17 protein-coding genes are annotated in these 17,934 nt (G+C 62.1%); 12 read left to right on the top strand and 5 right to left on the bottom strand.

Features of this window, described 5'->3' with window-relative positions:
* Positions 1–5: 5 nt before the first annotated feature.
* Complete coding sequence (gene mrcA, locus AC2CGI_RS21630) at positions 6–2,564, bottom strand: peptidoglycan glycosyltransferase/peptidoglycan DD-transpeptidase MrcA (RefSeq protein ID WP_031300057.1); 2,559 nt, start codon at positions 2,562–2,564, stop codon at positions 6–8.
* Between the two features lie 121 nt (positions 2,565–2,685).
* Here mrcA and pilM point away from each other — a divergent pair, with 121 nt between their 5' ends.
* The 12 genes from pilM (at position 2,686) to trpS (ending at position 12,713) form a co-directional block, all read left to right on the top strand.
* Positions 2,686–3,519, top strand: a complete 834-nt coding sequence (gene pilM / locus AC2CGI_RS21625; RefSeq protein ID WP_015379302.1) for a pilus assembly protein PilM — start codon at positions 2,686–2,688, stop codon at positions 3,517–3,519.
* Positions 3,519–4,058, top strand: a complete 540-nt coding sequence (locus AC2CGI_RS21620) for a PilN domain-containing protein (RefSeq protein WP_015379301.1) — start codon at positions 3,519–3,521, stop codon at positions 4,056–4,058. Before pilM ends, AC2CGI_RS21620 begins: the two co-directional genes overlap by 1 nt.
* A complete protein-coding gene (locus tag AC2CGI_RS21615) occupies positions 4,051–4,545 on the top strand; it encodes a hypothetical protein (RefSeq protein WP_015379300.1) in 495 nt (164 codons plus the stop codon). The genes AC2CGI_RS21620 and AC2CGI_RS21615 overlap by 8 nt, the downstream gene beginning before the upstream one ends.
* Positions 4,538–4,897 (top strand): HofP DNA utilization family protein, encoded by a 360-nt coding sequence (locus AC2CGI_RS21610; RefSeq protein ID WP_015379299.1) that lies wholly within the window; start codon positions 4,538–4,540, stop codon positions 4,895–4,897. The genes AC2CGI_RS21615 and AC2CGI_RS21610 overlap by 8 nt, the downstream gene beginning before the upstream one ends.
* Positions 4,894–6,138 (top strand): DNA uptake porin HofQ, encoded by a 1,245-nt coding sequence (gene hofQ, locus AC2CGI_RS21605; RefSeq protein ID WP_015379298.1) that lies wholly within the window; start codon positions 4,894–4,896, stop codon positions 6,136–6,138. The genes AC2CGI_RS21610 and hofQ overlap by 4 nt, the downstream gene beginning before the upstream one ends.
* 349 nt (positions 6,139–6,487) lie before the next feature.
* On the top strand, positions 6,488–7,009 hold the full coding sequence (gene aroK / locus AC2CGI_RS21600) for a shikimate kinase AroK (RefSeq protein ID WP_004391482.1): 522 nt from the start codon (positions 6,488–6,490) through the stop codon (positions 7,007–7,009).
* Positions 7,010–7,115: 106 nt separating this feature from the next.
* Positions 7,116–8,216 (top strand): 3-dehydroquinate synthase, encoded by a 1,101-nt coding sequence (aroB, locus tag AC2CGI_RS21595; RefSeq protein ID WP_015379297.1) that lies wholly within the window; start codon positions 7,116–7,118, stop codon positions 8,214–8,216.
* Between the two features lie 156 nt (positions 8,217–8,372).
* Positions 8,373–9,386, top strand: a complete 1,014-nt coding sequence (locus AC2CGI_RS21590; protein WP_015379296.1) for an SPOR domain-containing protein — start codon at positions 8,373–8,375, stop codon at positions 9,384–9,386.
* An 84-nt stretch (positions 9,387–9,470) separates the two neighbouring features.
* Positions 9,471–10,283, top strand: a complete 813-nt coding sequence (gene dam, locus AC2CGI_RS21585) for an adenine-specific DNA-methyltransferase (protein ID WP_004930319.1) — start codon at positions 9,471–9,473, stop codon at positions 10,281–10,283.
* Between the two features lie 51 nt (positions 10,284–10,334).
* Entirely contained in the window at positions 10,335–11,012 is a 678-nt protein-coding gene (gene rpe / locus AC2CGI_RS21580) for a ribulose-phosphate 3-epimerase (RefSeq protein ID WP_004930320.1), read from the top strand.
* Positions 11,005–11,703 carry a phosphoglycolate phosphatase gene (locus tag AC2CGI_RS21575; RefSeq protein ID WP_076741271.1) on the top strand — a complete coding sequence of 233 codons (699 nt, stop codon included), beginning with the start codon at positions 11,005–11,007 and terminating at the stop codon, positions 11,701–11,703. Before rpe ends, AC2CGI_RS21575 begins: the two co-directional genes overlap by 8 nt.
* A 2-nt stretch (positions 11,704–11,705) precedes the next feature.
* Positions 11,706–12,713, top strand: coding sequence for a tryptophan--tRNA ligase (gene trpS, locus AC2CGI_RS21570; protein ID WP_004930324.1), 1,008 nt, complete (start codon positions 11,706–11,708; stop codon positions 12,711–12,713).
* Positions 12,714–12,764: 51 nt separating this feature from the next.
* On the opposite strand, the gene cysG is transcribed toward trpS, so the two are convergent.
* From cysG to nirB, 4 genes are read right to left on the bottom strand one after another with little or no spacing between them, the layout of a single operon-like run.
* Positions 12,765–14,168 carry a siroheme synthase CysG gene (cysG, locus tag AC2CGI_RS21565; protein ID WP_021504770.1) on the bottom strand — a complete coding sequence of 468 codons (1,404 nt, stop codon included), beginning with the start codon at positions 14,166–14,168 and terminating at the stop codon, positions 12,765–12,767.
* Positions 14,169–14,218: 50 nt separating this feature from the next.
* Positions 14,219–15,019, bottom strand: a complete 801-nt coding sequence (gene nirC / locus AC2CGI_RS21560; RefSeq protein ID WP_021504771.1) for a nitrite transporter NirC — start codon at positions 15,017–15,019, stop codon at positions 14,219–14,221.
* A 16-nt stretch (positions 15,020–15,035) separates the two neighbouring features.
* Positions 15,036–15,362, bottom strand: coding sequence for a nitrite reductase small subunit NirD (gene nirD, locus AC2CGI_RS21555; protein ID WP_075684670.1), 327 nt, complete (start codon positions 15,360–15,362; stop codon positions 15,036–15,038).
* Entirely contained in the window at positions 15,359–17,908 is a 2,550-nt protein-coding gene (gene nirB, locus AC2CGI_RS21550; RefSeq protein ID WP_484593969.1) for a nitrite reductase large subunit NirB, read from the bottom strand. Before nirB ends, nirD begins: the two co-directional genes overlap by 4 nt.
* Between the last annotated feature and the right edge of the window lie 26 nt (positions 17,909–17,934).

Here is a 17,934-nt window from a genome sequence, read left to right as displayed (position 1 = left end):
TTCGATCAGAACAGCTCGTGGCTTTCGCCGCCCGGATCGGTCAACGTGGTGCCGGTATCGCGCGATGGGTAGTCCGTCGGCTGCGTTCCTTCGATGAAGTACTCGGAACGGCTGCCGCCGCCACCGCCTGAGAGCTTGCCGCTGCTCTTGTCGATGGTGACGCTGATGATGCCCGGCGGCGGCGTGACTTTCTGCTCAGGGATGCCTTCCAGCGCGGTTTTCATAAAGTCGTCCCATGCCGGCTGGGCGCTCTTGGCACCGCCTTCACCGCCGGAAATCTGATCCGGGATAGCGCCGGACACCGTCGAACGGCCCAGGTCGCGGCGGTGATCGTCGAAACCGATCCACACCGAGGTCACGGTATCCGGGCCATAGCCGGAGAACCAGGCGTCCTTGGAACTGTTGGTGGTACCGGTTTTGCCGCCGATATCATGACGTTTCAGATCGCGGCCGGCGCGCCAGGCGGTACCCATCCAACCCGGTTCGCCGAAGATGTTGCTGTTCAGCGCGTCGTGGATCAGGAAGGCCAGCTGTGTGCTGATGACGTGCGGCGCATACTGTTGGTCGCCGTCCTGCTGTACCTGAGCCGGGGTGACTTGCTCCAGCTGAGGCATCGGCACCGTGCTGTTGTTGCCTTCCTGCGAGGTGGCGACGTTTTCGATGTTGTCGTCGGACAGCACCGCCGAACGGTGGGTATCGCCGTAGATCACCGGCAGGTTACAGCTGCCGCACACCACTTTCGGTTTGGCTTCGAACACCGTATTGCCGTTATCGTCTTCAATTTTGGTGATGAAGTACGGATCGACCAGGTAACCGCCGTTCGCCAGCACCGCGTAGCCGCGTACCAGCTGCATCGGGGTGAAGGAGGCGGACCCCAGCGCCAGCGATTCGGTATGCACGATATTCTGCGCCGGGAAGCCGAAGCGCTGCAGATATTCCGCCGCGTAATCGACGCCCATCGCGCGCATCGCGCGCACCATCACCACGTTCTTCGATTGCCCCAGCCCCTGTCGCAGGCGAATCGGGCCGTCGTAGGTCGGCGGCGAGTTCTTCGGCCGCCAGTCGGTGCCGGCGCCGGCATCCCAACGGGTAATCGGCAAGTCATTCAGAATGGTGGCCAGCGTCAGGCCTTTATCCATCGCGGCGGTGTACAGGAACGGTTTGATGTTCGAGCCCACCTGACGCAGGGCCTGCGTGACGCGGTTGAACTTGCTCTGGTTGAAATCGAAGCCGCCAACCAGCGCTTTCACCGCGCCGTCGTTCGGGTTGATAGAGACCAGCGCCGAGTTGACGTCCGGCACCTGCGACAGCCACCAGGCTTCGTTCACTTTACGCACCCACACTTGCTGGCCGGCCTGCACTACGTCGGTGACGCGTTTCGGCGTTGGGCCCTGCTGAGTGTCCGAACGGTATGGGCGCGCCCAGCGCATGGTCGCCATCGGCAGGGCAATGCTGCTGCCGTCGGCCAGCATCGCCGTCGCTTCCTGCGGGTTGGCGGCGGTGATCACCGCCGGCGCCAGCGGGCCGTAGTTCGGCAGGTTTTTCAGCGAGTCGACAATCTGTTTGCGATCCCAGGCCGCTTCGCCGACTTTCCACAGCACGTTTGACGGGCCGCGATAGCCGTGGCGCATGTCATAGGCCAACACGTTATTGCGCACCGATTCCTGCGCCGCCAGCTGCAGCCGCTTGGTCACGGTGGTGTAAACCTTATAACCGTCGGTATAGGCGTTTTCACCGTAGCGCTTGATCATCTCCTGACGCACCATCTCGGAGAGATACGGGGCGGAGAAGCTGATTTCCGGCGCATGGTAGTTGGCGACCAGGTCTTCGGAGCGCGCCTGATCGTACTGCGCCTGCGTGATGTAGTGTTCGTCCAGCATGCGCGACAGCACCACGTTGCGACGGGCAACGGCGCGATCGTGCGAATAGAGCGGGTTGAAGGTGGATGGCGCTTTCGGCAGGCCGGCGATGGTCGCCATTTCGCTCAGGGTCAGCTGGCTGACGTCTTTGCCGAAATAGACCTGCGCGGCGGCGCCCACGCCGTAGGCGCGGTAACCCAGATAGATCTTGTTCAGATACAGCTCAAGGATTTCATCCTTGGTGAGCATCTGCTCGATGCGCACCGCCAGGAAGGCTTCCTTGATTTTACGCATCAGGGTGCGTTCCGGGCTTAAGAAGAAGTTACGCGCCAGCTGTTGGGTAATGGTACTGGCCCCCTGCGAAGCGTGGCCGGAGACCAACGCGATGGAGGCGGCGCGGAAGATGCCGACCGGATCGACGCCATGGTGATCATAGAAGCGGCTGTCTTCGGTGGCGATGAATGCGTGCACCATCACCGGCGGAATTTGATCCAGTTTCAGCGGAATGCGGCGTTTCTCGCCGTATTGGGCGATCAGTTCGCCATCGGCGCTGTAGACCTGCATCGGTATCTGCAGCCGCACATCTTTCAGCGTTGCGACGTCGGGCAGCTGCGGCTCGACATATTTGTACAAGCCGAAAATCGAGGCTGCTCCCAGCACGATGCAACATACTGCAAGGATTAGTAAATACTTTACGAACTTCACCTGAGATTTCCCATTTCTAAGTCATTTGGGCAGTTTATAAACAACCGCGCGGTAGTATAAAGGCAAGCCTGCGACATGGATATGTTCTTTTATCATCTGATGTTATGGAGGCTTGCGAAACATGTTCCCTCAAGCATGGCAGGTGGGGCTGGATATACAAATCGACTGCGTGCGGGCGGTGGCGGCCCAACGGCGCCGCAACGGCTGGCAGTTGCGCCACTGGTGGCAGCAGGCGCTGCCGCAGGCGGTTTTACGCGATGGCTGTCTGGAACCTTCCGAATTTCTTATCCGGGCGCTGCGGCAATGGCGCGTCCAACTGCCGCGACATATTTCCTTACGCATTGCCCTGCCGGCGCAGCGCGTGTTGCAGCAACGCATGGCGCAGCCGGACGCGCGGCTGCGCGAGCCGGAACGCAGCGACTATATCGGCGGCCACGGTGTGAAGCAGTTTCCGCTCGACGGCCAGACGCTGGCGCTCGACTATCGCACCGCGCCGGCGGATGAGGCGGCGCTGTTGCTGACCGCCGCGCGGCGGCAGGAGCTGCAGCAGTGGCTGCATTGTCTGCGTCAGGCTGGCCTGCATCCGCAAGCGGTCGATATCACCCCCTGCGCGCTGCGGATGATGGCGACGGCGGCAGGCGTGCCGCCCGCTGCGGGGCTGATGCACCGTCTCGAACGAGAATGGCTGTGGGTGGCGCCGGCCGACGGCGCGTTCGCCTTTGGTCTGGCGCCGGGCGACGATGACGCGCAGGCGCTGCGGGTGCTGCAAGCCCAGATGCCGGCGGGCGACGATCGGCCGATCTATGCCGGCAGCGTGCTGGCAGGTGCCTTGCCCGCCGGTTGCCTTGCCTGGTCGCCGCTCAGCGCCTTCACGCAGCTGCGTCCGCCGTTGCCTGCGCATCCTTCGGCGTTCGCGTTGGCCGGTGGCCTGGCGCTGCGCGAGGAGGATCGCTGATGTATCAGGTCAACTTTCTGCCCTGGCGACAACGCCGCGAGCGGCGACGCGGCTATTTCTGGTTGGGCGTGCTGCTGTTGCAGCTAACGGCACTGCTGCTGACGCTGTTCCTGGTCGCCGGCCAGTTGCGTCACCAACAGGCGCAGCGGCAGGCGCGGCTGGCGATGCTGGGTGAAGAGCTGGCGGCACTGACGTTGCTCGCCCGTCAGCAACAGCAAGAGCGGGCGCAGCGGGCGCTGCAGCGCGCCCGCGCCGAACGGCAGGCGAGCAATGCCCAACATAACCGGCGTTATTTTCAGCTGCTGCAGCAATTGTCCTCCAGCATTCCTCCACCGCTGTGGCTCACGGCGATGGAGAGTGATGCGGTGAACGGCCTGCGGCTGCGCGGATTGAGCCGCTCTCCTGCGGCCATCACGCAGTTCGAACGGCGGCTGGCGGGGATGCCTGCGTTGCCGCGGTTGCGTTTGGCTGAGGTGGCGCAACGCGACGACGGCCTGTACACCTTTCATCTGGCGGCGCAGTGGGGGCGTGATGGATAACCGTTTGTCCTCCGGGCTGCGCCTCTGGCTGAGCTTGCCGGGCTGGCTATTACTGCTGTCGCAAGGGTTGGGTATCGGCACGTTGGCGCTGTTGGGCGGCGGCTGGATGCTGCAAGACGAATGGCGTCAGCGGGAAAGCGCGGCGGAGCGGCAACAGCGCCTGCTGCAACAGATCGCCATGGTGCAACGCCAACTGGACGAGGTGCCGGAAACCGCTATCCCGGCGGCGCCGCTACCTCCGTCCACCACCGGCGATCTGGCGAGCGTGCTGCAACGGGCGGGAGGCGCGTTGTTGCGCTGGCAGCGGCAGGAAAAACCGCCGCGGCAAACGCTGAGCTTGCGCATTGACTACGCCGGTTTGCTGGCGCTGCTGGAGACGCTGCCCACCGATTTACGCCTTGAGCAGCTGAGCGTGGAGACGCCGTCCCTTGGCATGACGGCGCGGTTGGTTTTGCAGGATGCCACCGAGGATCAACCCAATGAGTAAAAGGCTCGGCCGTTGGTGGTGGTTGCTATGGCCATGGGCATTGTGCGCTGAGCCGCGCGACCCGTTTGCGCCGCTGCCGATGCCTGCTTGTGCCCAAACGGAGGCGTCGCCGGCGGGCTGGCGACTGAAAGGCGTCATCGGGCAACCGACGCTGCGCTATGGCTGGGTGGTGACGCCGGCGGGGCAATGGTTGCGCCTGCGGCCGCAGCAACGGGTGCTGGCCGAGCGCTGGCTGGTGACGCAGGTGCAGGCGCGTAGCCTGACGTTAACGGCGCTGACGGCCGAACCAGATTGCCCGGCGAGCCAGGGCGACGTCTCGCTCATGATGGACAACAAGGATGGCAAACCATGAAAGGATGTGCTGGATTGGGCTTGGCGCTGTGGTGCCTGGCGCTCGGCACCGCGCAGGCGCAGGATAAACAGCGGGTTTCCCTGGAATTTCAGGATGCGCCGGTCACGGTCATCCTGCAGGCGTTGGCGGATTATCGGCAGATGAACCTGATCGCCGCGCCCGGCGTGAGCGGCAACCTGACGCTGCGGCTGGAGAATGTGCCCTGGCCGCAGGCGCTGGCGTTGACCCTGCGCATGGGCAAACTGGCGATGACGCGGGAAGGCAACGTGATACTGATCTCGCCGGAGCCGGACGCACAGGAAAAAAGGCAGCAGCGAGAGGCGTTGGCGCAGCGGCAACCGCTGCACAGCCTGACCTTGACGTTACAGAACGGCGATGCGGCGGAAATTGCCGAAAGCCTCAACGCCCAACGTGGCGCGTTGCTGAGCGAGCGTGGCAGCGTGTTGGCGGATAAACGCACCAATACGCTGCTGCTGCGCGACACCGCGCCAATCCTGACGCAGTTGAAAAAGCGGGTAACGGAAATGGACGCGCCGCTGGCGCAGGTGCAACTGGCGGCGCATATCGTGACCATCAACCGCGAAAGCCTGCGTGAGCTTGGCGTGCGTTGGGGGTTGGCGCCCGACGACAGGCCGGCGCGGCCGTTGCGGCCGGGCAATGTCGGTGTCAACCTGCCGCTGGAGCGCAGCGCGGTGAACGCCGGTTTCCATCTGGCGCGCATCAGCGGGCGCTTGCTGAGCCTGGAGCTGACGGCGCTGGAGCAGGAGAATCAGGTGGAGATCATCGCCAGTCCACGCCTGCTGACGGCGCACCTGCAAACCGCCAGTATCAAGCAGGGAACCGAGATCCCTTACGAAGTGTCAAGCGGCGCCAGCGGTGCGACTGCCATCGAGTTCAAAGAGGCGGTGCTGGGCATGGAGGTGACACCGAAAGTGTTGCCGGACGGGCGCATCACGCTGACGCTGCACATCAGCCAAAATATGCCGGGGCGCGCTATCAGCCGCGGGGCGGGTGAGGCACTGACCATCGATAAACAGGAGATTAAGACGCAGATCACGGTGAAAAACGGTGAAACCCTGGTGCTCGGCGGTATTTTTCAACGGCATAGCGGCAAGACGGCGGACAAGGTGCCGGGGTTGGGGGATGTGCCGTTATTGGGAGGCTTGTTCCGACAAAGCGGCGCACAACAGCAAAAACGCGAGCTGGTGATCTTCATTACGCCGACTCTGATTAAGGGATAAGCGGCGGCCTGTCGGCCGGGCGGCAAATCTCCTAAAGTTGATGAGCAGATACACTTTTTTATCTCCTTGGGGGGATCTGCGTTTGACGCTGCGGCCGATTTAGCTTACAAGGGTTACCGAATTGAGCACCGAGGTTTTTTGTTAGCGTCAAGACGCCGTTAAAAACATATGGTTTCCCTCCCGCGGCGTGGATTGCGATTTATTCGGTTGCCAAACTACCAAGAGTGTTGAGATAATTTTTCGTCTGATCTCGCACTATCGCTCATGAGGTTTCAGTTTAGGTCCCGCCGCTGATTTGATTGGCGGGGCGGGTTAACATTAACGAATTGTCTTAGTAATACCGAAAAACATGGCAGAGAAACGCAATATCTTTCTGGTTGGGCCTATGGGTGCCGGCAAAAGCACTATTGGCCGTCAGTTAGCTCAGCAACTCAATATGGAGTTCTTCGACTCCGATCAAGAAATTGAGCGACGTACCGGAGCTGACGTGGGCTGGGTATTCGACGTGGAAGGGGAAGAAGGTTTCCGCGATCGTGAAGAAAAAGTCATTAATGAACTGACGGAAAAACAAGGGATTGTGTTGGCGACCGGCGGCGGTTCGGTGAAGTCGCGCGAAACGCGCAACCGTCTGTCCGCGCGCGGTGTGGTGGTCTATCTGGAAACCACGATCGAGAAGCAGCTTGCTCGTACCCAGCGTGATAAAAAACGCCCGCTGCTGCAGGTCGATTCTCCGCCGCGTGAAGTGCTGGAAGCCTTGGCGAAAGAGCGCAATCCGTTGTATGAAGAGATTGCCGATGTCACCATCCGCACCGACGATCAGAGCGCTAAAGTGGTTGCCAACCAGATCATCAACATGCTGGAAAGCAACTGATTGCCGCTTTCCGCGTTCGCCGTCGGCCAATGCGGAAAACTGATTTGTGTTCCCCGCCGCAGCGGGGATCAACCACCGCCGCACCATACAGAGAACTGAGCGCGACATGGAGAGAATTACTGTAACGCTTGGGGAGCGCAGCTACCCGATTACCATCGCCGCCGGATTGTTTAACGATCCGGCTTCTTTTATGCCGTTGAAGGCGGGTGAGCAAGCGATGTTGGTCACCAACCAGACCCTGGCGCCGCTTTATCTTGAGCGTGTCCGGCAGGTGTTGGAGCAGGGCGGCGTCGTGGTGGATCAGGTGATCCTTCCCGATGGTGAGCAGTACAAATCTCTGGCGGTGTTGGAGCAGGTGTTTTCGGCGCTGCTGGAAAAACCGCACGGGCGCGATACCACGCTGATCGCCCTCGGCGGCGGCGTTGTCGGCGATCTGACCGGCTTTGCCGCCGCGTGCTACCAACGCGGCGTGCGCTTTATTCAGGTTCCCACCACGCTGTTGTCGCAGGTGGACTCTTCCGTGGGCGGCAAGACCGCCGTCAACCACCCGCTCGGCAAAAACATGATCGGCGCTTTCTATCAACCCGCTGCGGTGGTGGTTGATCTGGATTGCCTGAAAACCTTGCCGGCGCGTGAACTCTCTTCCGGCCTGGCAGAAGTCATCAAATACGGGATCATCCTCGATCGCGAGTTCTTCGTCTGGTTGGAAAACAACATCGATGCGCTGATGGCGCTGGATATGCAGGCGTTAGCCTACTGTATCCGCCGCTGCTGTGAGCTCAAGGCCGAGGTGGTGGCCGCCGACGAACGCGAAAGCGGCCTGCGCGCCTTGCTGAATCTGGGCCATACTTACGGCCACGCCATCGAAGCCGAAATGGGCTACGGCGTATGGCTGCACGGCGAAGCGGTGGCTGCGGGCATGGTGATGGCGGCGGAAACCGCGCACCGTCTCGGCCAGTTCTCCGTTGAAGATATCGAACGCATCAAAACGCTGCTGCTGCGCGCCGGCTTGCCGGTCTGCGGGCCGCAGGAAATGACGCCGGAATCCTATCTGCCGCACATGCTGCGCGACAAGAAAGTGCTGGCGGGTGAACTGCGCCTGGTGCTGCCGACCGCGATCGGTGCGGCGGAAGTGCGCGGAGGCGTAGGGCATGAGCTGGTGTTGGCGTCGATCGCCGCCTGCCTGCCTGAGCAGACGCGTAATTAAATCGGACTAAGTAACAGTGGCTTAGCCGCCATTTGCATCTATATTAATACAGTGAGCAGAGCACGACGGGTGTCGCTTTGCCATCATCGGGTTAATCTGCCCGTGCCACGGTAGGTCTACGGTGGTGGGCTTTTGCCTCTAGTTGGAGGGTTTCAGATGGACGAGTTTAAACCGGAAGACGATCTCAGACCTGATAGCAGCGATCGTCGCCCTACGCGCTCGCGCAAGCCGGCCGCCGCGCCGCGCTTCGCCGTTTCACGCCAACATTTGATGATTGGCATCGGCATTTTGGTGCTGCTGCTGCTGATTATCGGCATCGGTTCCGCCCTGAAGGCGCCGACCAAACATGAAGCGGCTCAGGAGAACGGCGCGCAAAACGGCGGAGCCCGCGATATCAACCTGTCCGGTTCTTCGTCGCTGACTACCGCCAACAACGGCGTGCCGGGCGGTACCACGGATACCCACGATAACAACGGCGTGAGCGCGACTCAGCCGCAGCAACCGCAGAACGTCAGCGTTCCGCCGATCTCCGGCACGCCGACCGAAGCGCAAACGCAGCCTCAGCAGGGCGGTGCGCAGCAGCGCGTCGATTTGCCGGGCAACATGGCGGATGCGTTGTCGCAGCAGCAGGGACAGGTGGATGCGGCGACCCAAGGCATGACCGGCGCAGCGTCGACGTTGCCGACCGCACCGGCGACGGTGATGAGCGGTGCCGCAGCGCGCGAAGCGACGCGTCCTGTGCAGGGAACCGCGCCGCAACAGCATAAAACGCCGGCGAAAACTGCCGCCGCCAAACCGACCGCAACGCAGCATAAATCACCGACCACGGTGTATACGCCGCCGGCCAGGCCGTCTTCCACCGCGAAAGCGGGAGCGGTCGCCAGCAGCGGCAGCTCTGTGCAGTCTGCGCCGGGCAGCCACTATACCTTGCAGCTGAGCAGCGCTTCGCGTTCCGATACGCTGAACGCCTACGCCAAACAGCAGAAGCTGCAGAATTACCTGGTGTACGCCACCAAGCGTGACGGCAAGCCGTGGTACGTACTGGTGAGCGGCAACTATGCTTCTTCCGCAGAAGCGAAGCGCGCCATTGCTTCGTTGCCGGCGGATGTGCAGGCGAAAAAACCGTGGGTCCGACCTGTACACCAAGTGCAGCAAGATCTTAAAAAATAAATCATTTAAATTTGTGCGCTGATGTGCTGTCTGAAACAGAGTACAATCCGCCGCTCTGAATTGTATAAGTAGCTAATTGACGGCATGAAGAAAAACCGCGCTTTTTTAAAATGGGCTGGTGGAAAATACCCGCTGGTAGATGAGATTCGTCGCCATCTGCCGGCGGGAGACTGCTTAATCGAGCCCTTCGTGGGTGCGGGATCCGTCTTTCTGAATACGGATTACGACGCCTACATTCTCGCCGACATCAATAGCGATCTTATCAACCTGTATAACATCGTTAAGCTGCGCACGGATGACTTCGTGCGCGATGCCCGCACGCTTTTCGCCGATGAATTCAATAACTCGGATCAGTTTTACCTGCTGCGAGAAGAGTTCAATACTAGCACCGAGCCTTACCGCCGGGCGCTGCTGTTCCTGTACCTGAACCGTCACTGCTATAACGGCCTGTGCCGCTATAACCTGCGCGGCGAGTTTAACGTGCCGTTCGGCCGCTACAAGAAACCGTACTTCCCGGAAGAAGAGCTCTACTGGTTTGCCGAAAAATCGCGCAATGCCACTTTTGTCTGCGAGCATTACCGCGATACCATGGCGAAGGCCGTGGCCGGTGCCGTGGTGTATTGCGATCCGCCTTACGCGCCGCTGTCGGCGACGGCGAATTTCACCGCTTACCACACCAACAGCTTCAGCATTGCCGATCAGCAGAGTTTGGCGCATCTGGCGCACCAGCTCTCGGTAGAGAGCCAGGTACCGGTATTGATCTCCAATCACGATACCGAGCTGACGCGCGACTGGTACCAGCATGCTGCGCTGTATGTGGTGAAAGCGCGCCGCACGATCAGCCGCAATATTCTCGGCCGCAGCAAAGTGAACGAGCTTTTGGCGTTGTATCGCTAAGCCGGGGGCACCCCGGCGCATAACAACTCGACCCTACGTTTGGAGAAGCGGATGAAAAAGTTTTTGATTGCCCCGTCCATTCTGTCGGCAGATTTTGCCCGGTTAGGTGAAGATACCGCTAACGTGCTGGCCGCAGGCGGCGACGTGGTGCACTTCGACGTCATGGACAACCACTACGTGCCCAATCTGACCATCGGTCCGATGGTGTGCGAAGCGCTGCGCAACTACGGCATTACCGCGCCGATTGACGTGCATCTGATGGTCAAGCCGGTAGATCGCATCGTGCCAGATTTCGCCAAGGCCGGCGCGTCTTATATCTCTTTCCACCCCGAAGCTTCCGAACATGTCGATCGCACCATTCAGCTGATCAAAGAGCACGGTTGTAAGGCCGGCCTGGTGTTCAACCCGGCGACGCCGCTAAGCTACCTCGATTACGTGATGGATAAAATTGACGTGATCCTGCTGATGTCGGTCAACCCGGGCTTCGGCGGCCAGTCGTTTATCCACGGCACTCTGGACAAGCTGCGCCAGGTACGCAAACTGATCGACGACAGCGGTCGCGATATCCGCCTGGAAGTCGACGGCGGGGTGAAAGTGGATAACATCGCCGAAATCGCCGCCGCAGGCGCTGATATGTTCGTCGCCGGTTCCGCCATCTTTGGCCAGCCGGACTACCGCAAGGTGATTGACGAAATGCGCAGCGAGCTGGCGAAGGTTACCCATGGCTGATTTCGGCTCGATCCGCGCATTGGCCTTCGATCTGGACGGCACGCTGGTCGACAGCGCGCCGGGTCTGGCGGCCGCCATCGATATGGCGCTGGAAGAGATGGGCCTGCCGCAAGCGGGTGAGGAGCGGGTTGGCACCTGGATCGGCAACGGCGCCGACGTGCTGGTGCAGCGCGCGCTGCGTTGGGCGGAGGCGGAAGGCACGCCGGAGCAGTGCAGCCGGCTGCGTGAACGCTTCGACCATTTCTACGCGCAGACCGTCGACAGCGGCAGCCGTCTGTTCCCACAGGTGCAAGAGACGCTGGCCCGCCTGGCCGCGCACGGTTACCCGATGGCGCTGGTGACCAACAAGCCGACGCCGTTCGTGGCGCCGCTGCTGGCAGCGTTGGGCATTGGCGACTATTTCTCGCTGGTGATCGGTGGCGACGACGTGACGGAAAAGAAACCGCACCCGGCGCCGTTGTACCTGGTGCTCGGCAAGCTTGGCCTGCGCGCGCATGAACTGCTGTTCGTCGGCGACTCACGCAACGATATTCAAGCCGCGCAGGGCGCCGGTTGCCCGAGCGTCGGCTTTACCTACGGTTATAACTACGGTGAATCGATCGCCCTGAGCCACCCCGATCGGGTGTTGGAGCGCTTCGCCGATTTGTTGCCCGCTCTTGGGCTGTCATCTTTAGAGAATCAGGAAATTTAAACATGAGTAAGCCCATCGTATTTAGCGGCGCGCAGCCGTCCGGCGAACTGACCATCGGCAACTACATGGGTGCGCTGCGTCAGTGGGTGCAGATGCAGGACGACTACGACTGCATCTACTGCATCGTCGATCTGCATGCCATCACCGTGCGCCAGGACGCCGAGAAGCTGCGCAAGGCCACGCTGGATACGCTGGCGCTGTACCTGGCCTGCGGCATCGATCCGGAAAAAAGCACCATCTTTGTGCAGTCGCACGTGCCTGAGCACACGCAGCTGAGCTGGGTGCTGAACTGCTACACCTATTTCGGCGAACTGAGCCGCATGACGCAGTTCAAGGACAAATCCGCGCGCTACGCGGAGAACATCAACGCCGGGCTGTTCAGCTATCCGGTGCTGATGGCGGCGGATATCCTGCTGTATCAAACCAACCAGGTGCCGGTGGGCGAAGATCAGAAACAGCACCTGGAGCTGAGCCGCGACGTGGGCCAGCGTTTCAACGCGCTGTACGGCGACGTGTTCAAAGTGCCGGAGCCGTTTATTCCTAAATCCGGCGCGCGCGTGATGTCGCTGCAGGAGCCGACCAAGAAGATGTCCAAGTCGGACGACAACCGCAACAACGTGATCGGCCTGCTGGAAGATCCGAAAGCGGTGACCAAGAAGATCAAACGCGCAATGACCGACTCGGAAGAGCCGCCTGTCGTGCGTTACGACGTGGTCAACAAGGCGGGCGTCTCCAACCTGCTGGATATCCTCGCCGGCGTGACCGGCAAGAGCATTGCGCAGTTGGAAGCCGAGTTTGAAGGCCAGATGTACGGCCACCTGAAAGGCGCGGTGGCGGAAGCCGTCTCCGGCATGCTGGCTGAGCTGCAGGAGCGCTACCACCGCTTCCGCAACGACGAAGCCTATCTGCAGCAGGTGATGCGCGACGGCGCCGCCAAGGCCCGTGCACGCGCACAGGAAACCCTGGCGAAGGTCTACCAGGCCGTCGGTTTCGTACCGCCGCAGGCGTAACGCCGGCGCAAATAAAAAAAGCGGCCTAAGGCCGCTTTTTTTACGTCGGTATTACGCCATTTGCGCCAGGCTGGCGGGCGATTCCTCGCTGGCGAACCAATTGAGCTTGCTGCGCAGGCTGACCACGCTGCCGACGATGATCAGGCTGGGGCTGGCGGCCTGCAGGGACAAGGCGCCCAGTTGGTGGAGCTCGCCTTCGATCACCCGCTGGCGGCAAGAGGTGCCGTTTTCCACCAGCGCCACCGGCGTGGCGGCCGGCAGTCCGTTCGCGATCAGCCGGCGCTGGATTTCCGCCGCTTGCGACAGCCCCATATAGAACACCAGCGTCTGTTGCCCGGCGGCCAGCGTCGCCCAGTCCAATCCACCGTCGGCCTTGGCGTGGCCGGTCACCAGGCGGACGCTCTGCGCATGGTCGCGGTGGGTGAGCGGGATGCCGCTGTAGGCGGAACAGCCGGAGGCGGCGGTAATGCCCGGCACCACCGAGAACGGCACGTTGGCGTCCGCCAGCGTCTCCAGCTCTTCGCCGCCGCGGCCGAAGATAAAGGGATCGCCGCCCTTCAGCCGTACCACGCGTTTGCCTTGCAGCGCCTGCTGTAGCAGAATTTGGTTGATCTGTTCCTGTGGCACGCAGTGGTGCCCGGCGCGTTTGCCGACGAAGATGCGCTCGGCGTCGCGGCGCGCCAGCGCCATGATCTCTTCGGAGACCAGCCGGTCGTAAACCACCACGTCGGCCTGCTGGATCTGTTGCAGCCCTTTCAGCGTCAGCAAACCGGCATCGCCCGGCCCGGCGCCCACCAGCACCACTTCACCGCGATCTGCCGGCTGTTCGCTGAACAGCTGTTCGAGCTGGCGTTCGGCCAGCGCGGCGTCGCCGTTGGCCAGCGATTGCGCCAGCCGATCGTGAGCGAACAACCGTTCCCAGAAGCGACGGCGTGCGCCGAGGCCGCTGAAGCGTTGTTTTACCCGCTGCCGCAGCGAGCCGCCCAGCTGGGCCAGCTTGCCGAGGTGTTGCGGCAGCATCGCTTCCAGCTTCTCGCGCAGCAGCCGCGCCAACACCGGCGCTTTGCCGCCGGAGGACACCGCCACCATGATCGGCGAACGGTCGATAATCGACGGCATGATAAAGCTGGCGCGTTTCGGGTCGTCGACCACGTTGCAGAACACCCGCTGCTGGTTGGCGCATTGGTACACCCGCGCGTTGACCTCCAGCCGGTCAGTGGCGGCGATCACCAGCCATTTTTCCGCCAACAGGCTCGGGCTGAATTCGCCCTCGGCCAGCGTCACCAGGCCTTCTTCCGCCCATTGGCGGAACTGCGGGGTGAAGTCCAGGGCGTTGACGGTCAGCGCCGCGCCGGCGTCCAGCAGCAGGCGCGCTTTGCGTTCGGCGATTTCGCCGCCGCCGACCAGCAGGCAGGCTTTGTGTTGCAGTTGGCAGAAAATCGGCAGGTAATCCATCGGCACTCCTCGGGGTCATCAGGGTGGGGGCGAAAGGCGCCCCCGAAAACTCAGGCGGTCTGACGTGCGGCGGCTTTCGCCGCCTGCGGGCGTTCGGCGCGCGGCGTGGCGTACCAATACCCCAGGCCCATCAGCACCGAGCCGGACAGGATGTTGCCCAGCGTCACCCACAGCAGGTTGTGGCCGATGCCGGCGAGGGTGTAGGCCTCGCTGTGGTTGCCGAACCAGGAGAGGGCGAACAGCGTCATGTTGGCGACGGAGTGTTCGTAACCCGAGGCGATAAAGGCCAGCAGGCACCACCAAATGGCGATGAACCTGGCGGCGCCTTCAACGCGGATCGCCATCCAAATAGCCAGACAAACCAGCCAGTTGCACAGCACGCCCTTGAAGAACAGCACTTCGGCCGGCGCGGTGGTTTTCGCCAGCGCGGCGCTGTGCACCAGGCTGGTATCCACCGGCAGCAGGCTGCCGCCGCCGTAGTAATACATCAGCGCCACCAGCACCGAGCCGAGCAGGTTGCCGAGCCAGGTTTGCGGCAGCACCGCCCACATCTGGCTCTGGCGGATGGTGCCGGCTTTGACGCCGAGCGTCAGGAACATCGTATGGCCGGTGAACAGCTCGGAACCGGCGATGATCACCAGCGTCAGCGCGATGCCGAAGGTGGCGCCCATCACCAGCGGCCGTATGCTTGGGTCGACCAGGTTGCCGAGGGTGAAGATCAGGATGATGCCGAGGCCGACGTAGGCGCCCGCCATCGCCGAACTGATCCAAAAGCCGAGCGGGCTCTCCTTCGCCAGGCGGACGATGCGCGCCGCGTTGGCGGCGCATTTGTTGATCGTATCGGTAAACATGTTGCCTCCCGAAAGGTTATGCCGCGACTTGCACGATGCCGTCGACCACCCGGCTGGCGAAGCTGGCGACGGAACGACTGTCATCTTCCAGACAGTGGCCGTCGTACAGGCGGAAACGCTGTTTCTTCAGCGGGCTGGCGACCCACAATTCGCCCTGATGCTCGGCGATGAGGCCGCGCGACAGCACGCTGGCCTGGGCGAACGGATCGATATTGCTGATGGCGAACACCTGTTCGTCGGCATAGGGGCGGAACACCGCCACCTGCCGATCGCCGATCAGGGCGCACACGCCGGTGCCGGGCAGAATGTCGGCGACGGGACAAACGGTAATCCACTGGCTCATGCGTGACTCTCCTCGGTATCGATCAGGGTGACGGGAATGCGCTCGTCCGGGCGCGCCGGGCGGTGCTGGTCGCGTTCGGCCACCACCTGCACGTTCGGATCGCGCAGCGGGCTGTTGATGAAGTGGGCGAAGCGCAGCTGCGTTTCCGGGTGCTCGACGGTCTCTTTCCATTCGCAGACCACCGCGTCGCGCAGGCGGGCGATCTCGGCTTCCAACTGCGCGTTGATGCCGAGCTTGTCGTCGACGATCACTTTGCGCAGGTAATCGATGCCGCCTTCCAGGCTCTCCAGCCACACCGAGGTGCGCTGCAGCTTATCGGCGGTGCGGATATAGAACATCATGAAGCGGTCTAGGTAACGCACCAGGGTCTCGCGATCGAGATCGGCGGCCAGCAGATCGGCGTGGCGCGGTTTCATGCCGCCGTTGCCGCAGACATACAGGTTCCAGCTGTTCTCGGTGGCGATGATGCCGACGTCCTTACCCTGTGCTTCAGCGCATTCACGGGTGCAGCCCGAGACGCCGAACTTCATTTTGTGCGGGGTGCGGATGCCTTTGTAACGGTGCTCCAGCGTGACGCCGAAGCCGACGCTGTCGCCGACGCCATAGCGGCACCAGGTGCTGCCGACGCAGGTTTTCGCCATGCGCAGCGCCTTGGCGTATGCGTGGCCGGTTTCAAAGCCGGCGGCGAGCAGCTTGCGCCAGATGGCCGGCAGGTCGTCTTTCTGCGCGCCGAACATGCCGATGCGCTGCGAACCGGTCATTTTGGTGTAGAGGTTGTACTCCTTGGCGATTTGGCCGATGGCCAGCAGGCCGTCCGGGGTGATTTCGCCGCCGGCGGAGCGCGGGATCACCGAGTAGGTGCCGTCTTTCTGGATATTGCCGAGGAAGTTGTCGTTGGTATCCTGCAGCGGCGTATGCTGCGGCTTGAGGATGTACTCGTTCCAGCAAGAAGCCAGCAACGAGCCGACGGTTGGTTTACAGACTTCGCAGCCGTAGCCTTTGCCGTATTTGGTCAGCAGCGCCTCGAACGACTTGATGCCTTCGACGCGGATCAGGTGGAACAGCTCCTGGCGCGAATAGGCGAAGTGTTCGCACAGGTGGTGGTTGACCTCGATGCCTTGCTTGCTCAGCTCGGCGTTCAGTACCTGGGTGAGCAGCGGGATGCAGCCGCCGCAGCCGGTGCCGGCCTTGGTTTCGGCCTTCAGCGCCGCCACGGTGTGGCAGCCTTTGTTGACCGCCTGGATGATGTCGCCTTTGCTGACGTCGAAGCAGGAGCAGATCTGCGCGCTTTCCGGCAGCGAATCCACGCCGATGGCCGGTTTGCTGCCCGCATGGGCCGGCAGGATCAGGCCGTCCGGGTTTTCCGGCAGCGCGATGCCGTTCAGCGCCAGCTGCAGCAGGTTGCCGTAGTCGCTGGTGTCGCCCACCAGCACCGCGCCGAGCAGGGTTTTGTTGTCGGCGCTGACGATGAGGCGTTTGTAGACTTCTTTGCTTTCATCCAGATAGACGTAGCTGCGGGCGCCCTCGGTGCGGCCGTGGGCATCGCCGATGCCGCCGACGTCTACGCCCAGCAGTTTCAACTTGGCGCTCATGTCGGCGCCCTGGAAGCCGTTTTCGCGGCCCAGCAGGTGATCGGCGGCCACCTGCGCCATTTTGTAACCCGGCGCCACCAGGCCGAAGGTGCGATCGCGCCAGGCGGCGCACTCCCCGATGGCGTACACGTCCGGATCAGACGTCTGGCAGCTGTCGTTGATGGCGGTGCCGCCGCGGCGGCCAATCTCCAGCCCGCATTGGCGCGCCAGCTTGTCCTGGGCGCGGATGCCGGTGGAGAACACGATGAAATCCACCTCCAGCAGGCTGCCGTCGGCGAAATGCAGGGTTTTGCGCGACGTGCCGCCGCCGTTGACGATCTCCTGGGTGTTTTTGCCGGTGTGCACCTTGACGCCCATGCGCTCGATCTTGCGGCGCAGCTGGTCGCCGCCCATCGGGTCGAGCTGTTCGGCCATCAGCACCGGAGCGAACTCGATCACGTGCGTTTCCACCCCCAGGCTTTTCAGCGCGCCGGCGGCTTCCAGCCCCAGCAGTCCGCCGCCGACTACCGCGCCGCGCTTGCTGCGGCGCGCGCAGGCTTCGATGGCGTTCAGGTCTTCGATGGTGCGGTAAACGAAGCAGTCCTGGCTATCCGAGCCTTTAATCGGCGGGATCCACGGGTAAGAGCCGGTGGCCACGATCAGCTTGTCGTAATAAACGGTGCGGCCGGTGTTGGAGTGGATGACCTTCTCGTCGCGATTGATGGTGATAGCGCGCTCGCCGATCAGCACCTTCACGCCGTGTTTTTCGTAAAAGCCTTCGCGCACCAGCGACAGCTCTTCGGCGGTGTGGTGCGAGAAGTAGGAGGAAAGGTGCACGCGATCGTAAGCGATGCGCGGCTCTTCGCAAAATACGGTGATGTCGAATTGGTCTTTGTCTGCTTTATCCAACAGATCTTCGATGAACCGGTGGCCGACCATGCCATTGCCGACGACGGCAAGTTTGACTCTGCTCATTATTGCCTCAAAATTCGGGTTTCCTA

The organism is Serratia sp. LSHTC3 (genome assembly GCF_057197125.1).
The sequence above is the reverse complement of the archived record's forward strand: the minus strand, read 5'-3'. Positions and strand labels throughout refer to the sequence as shown.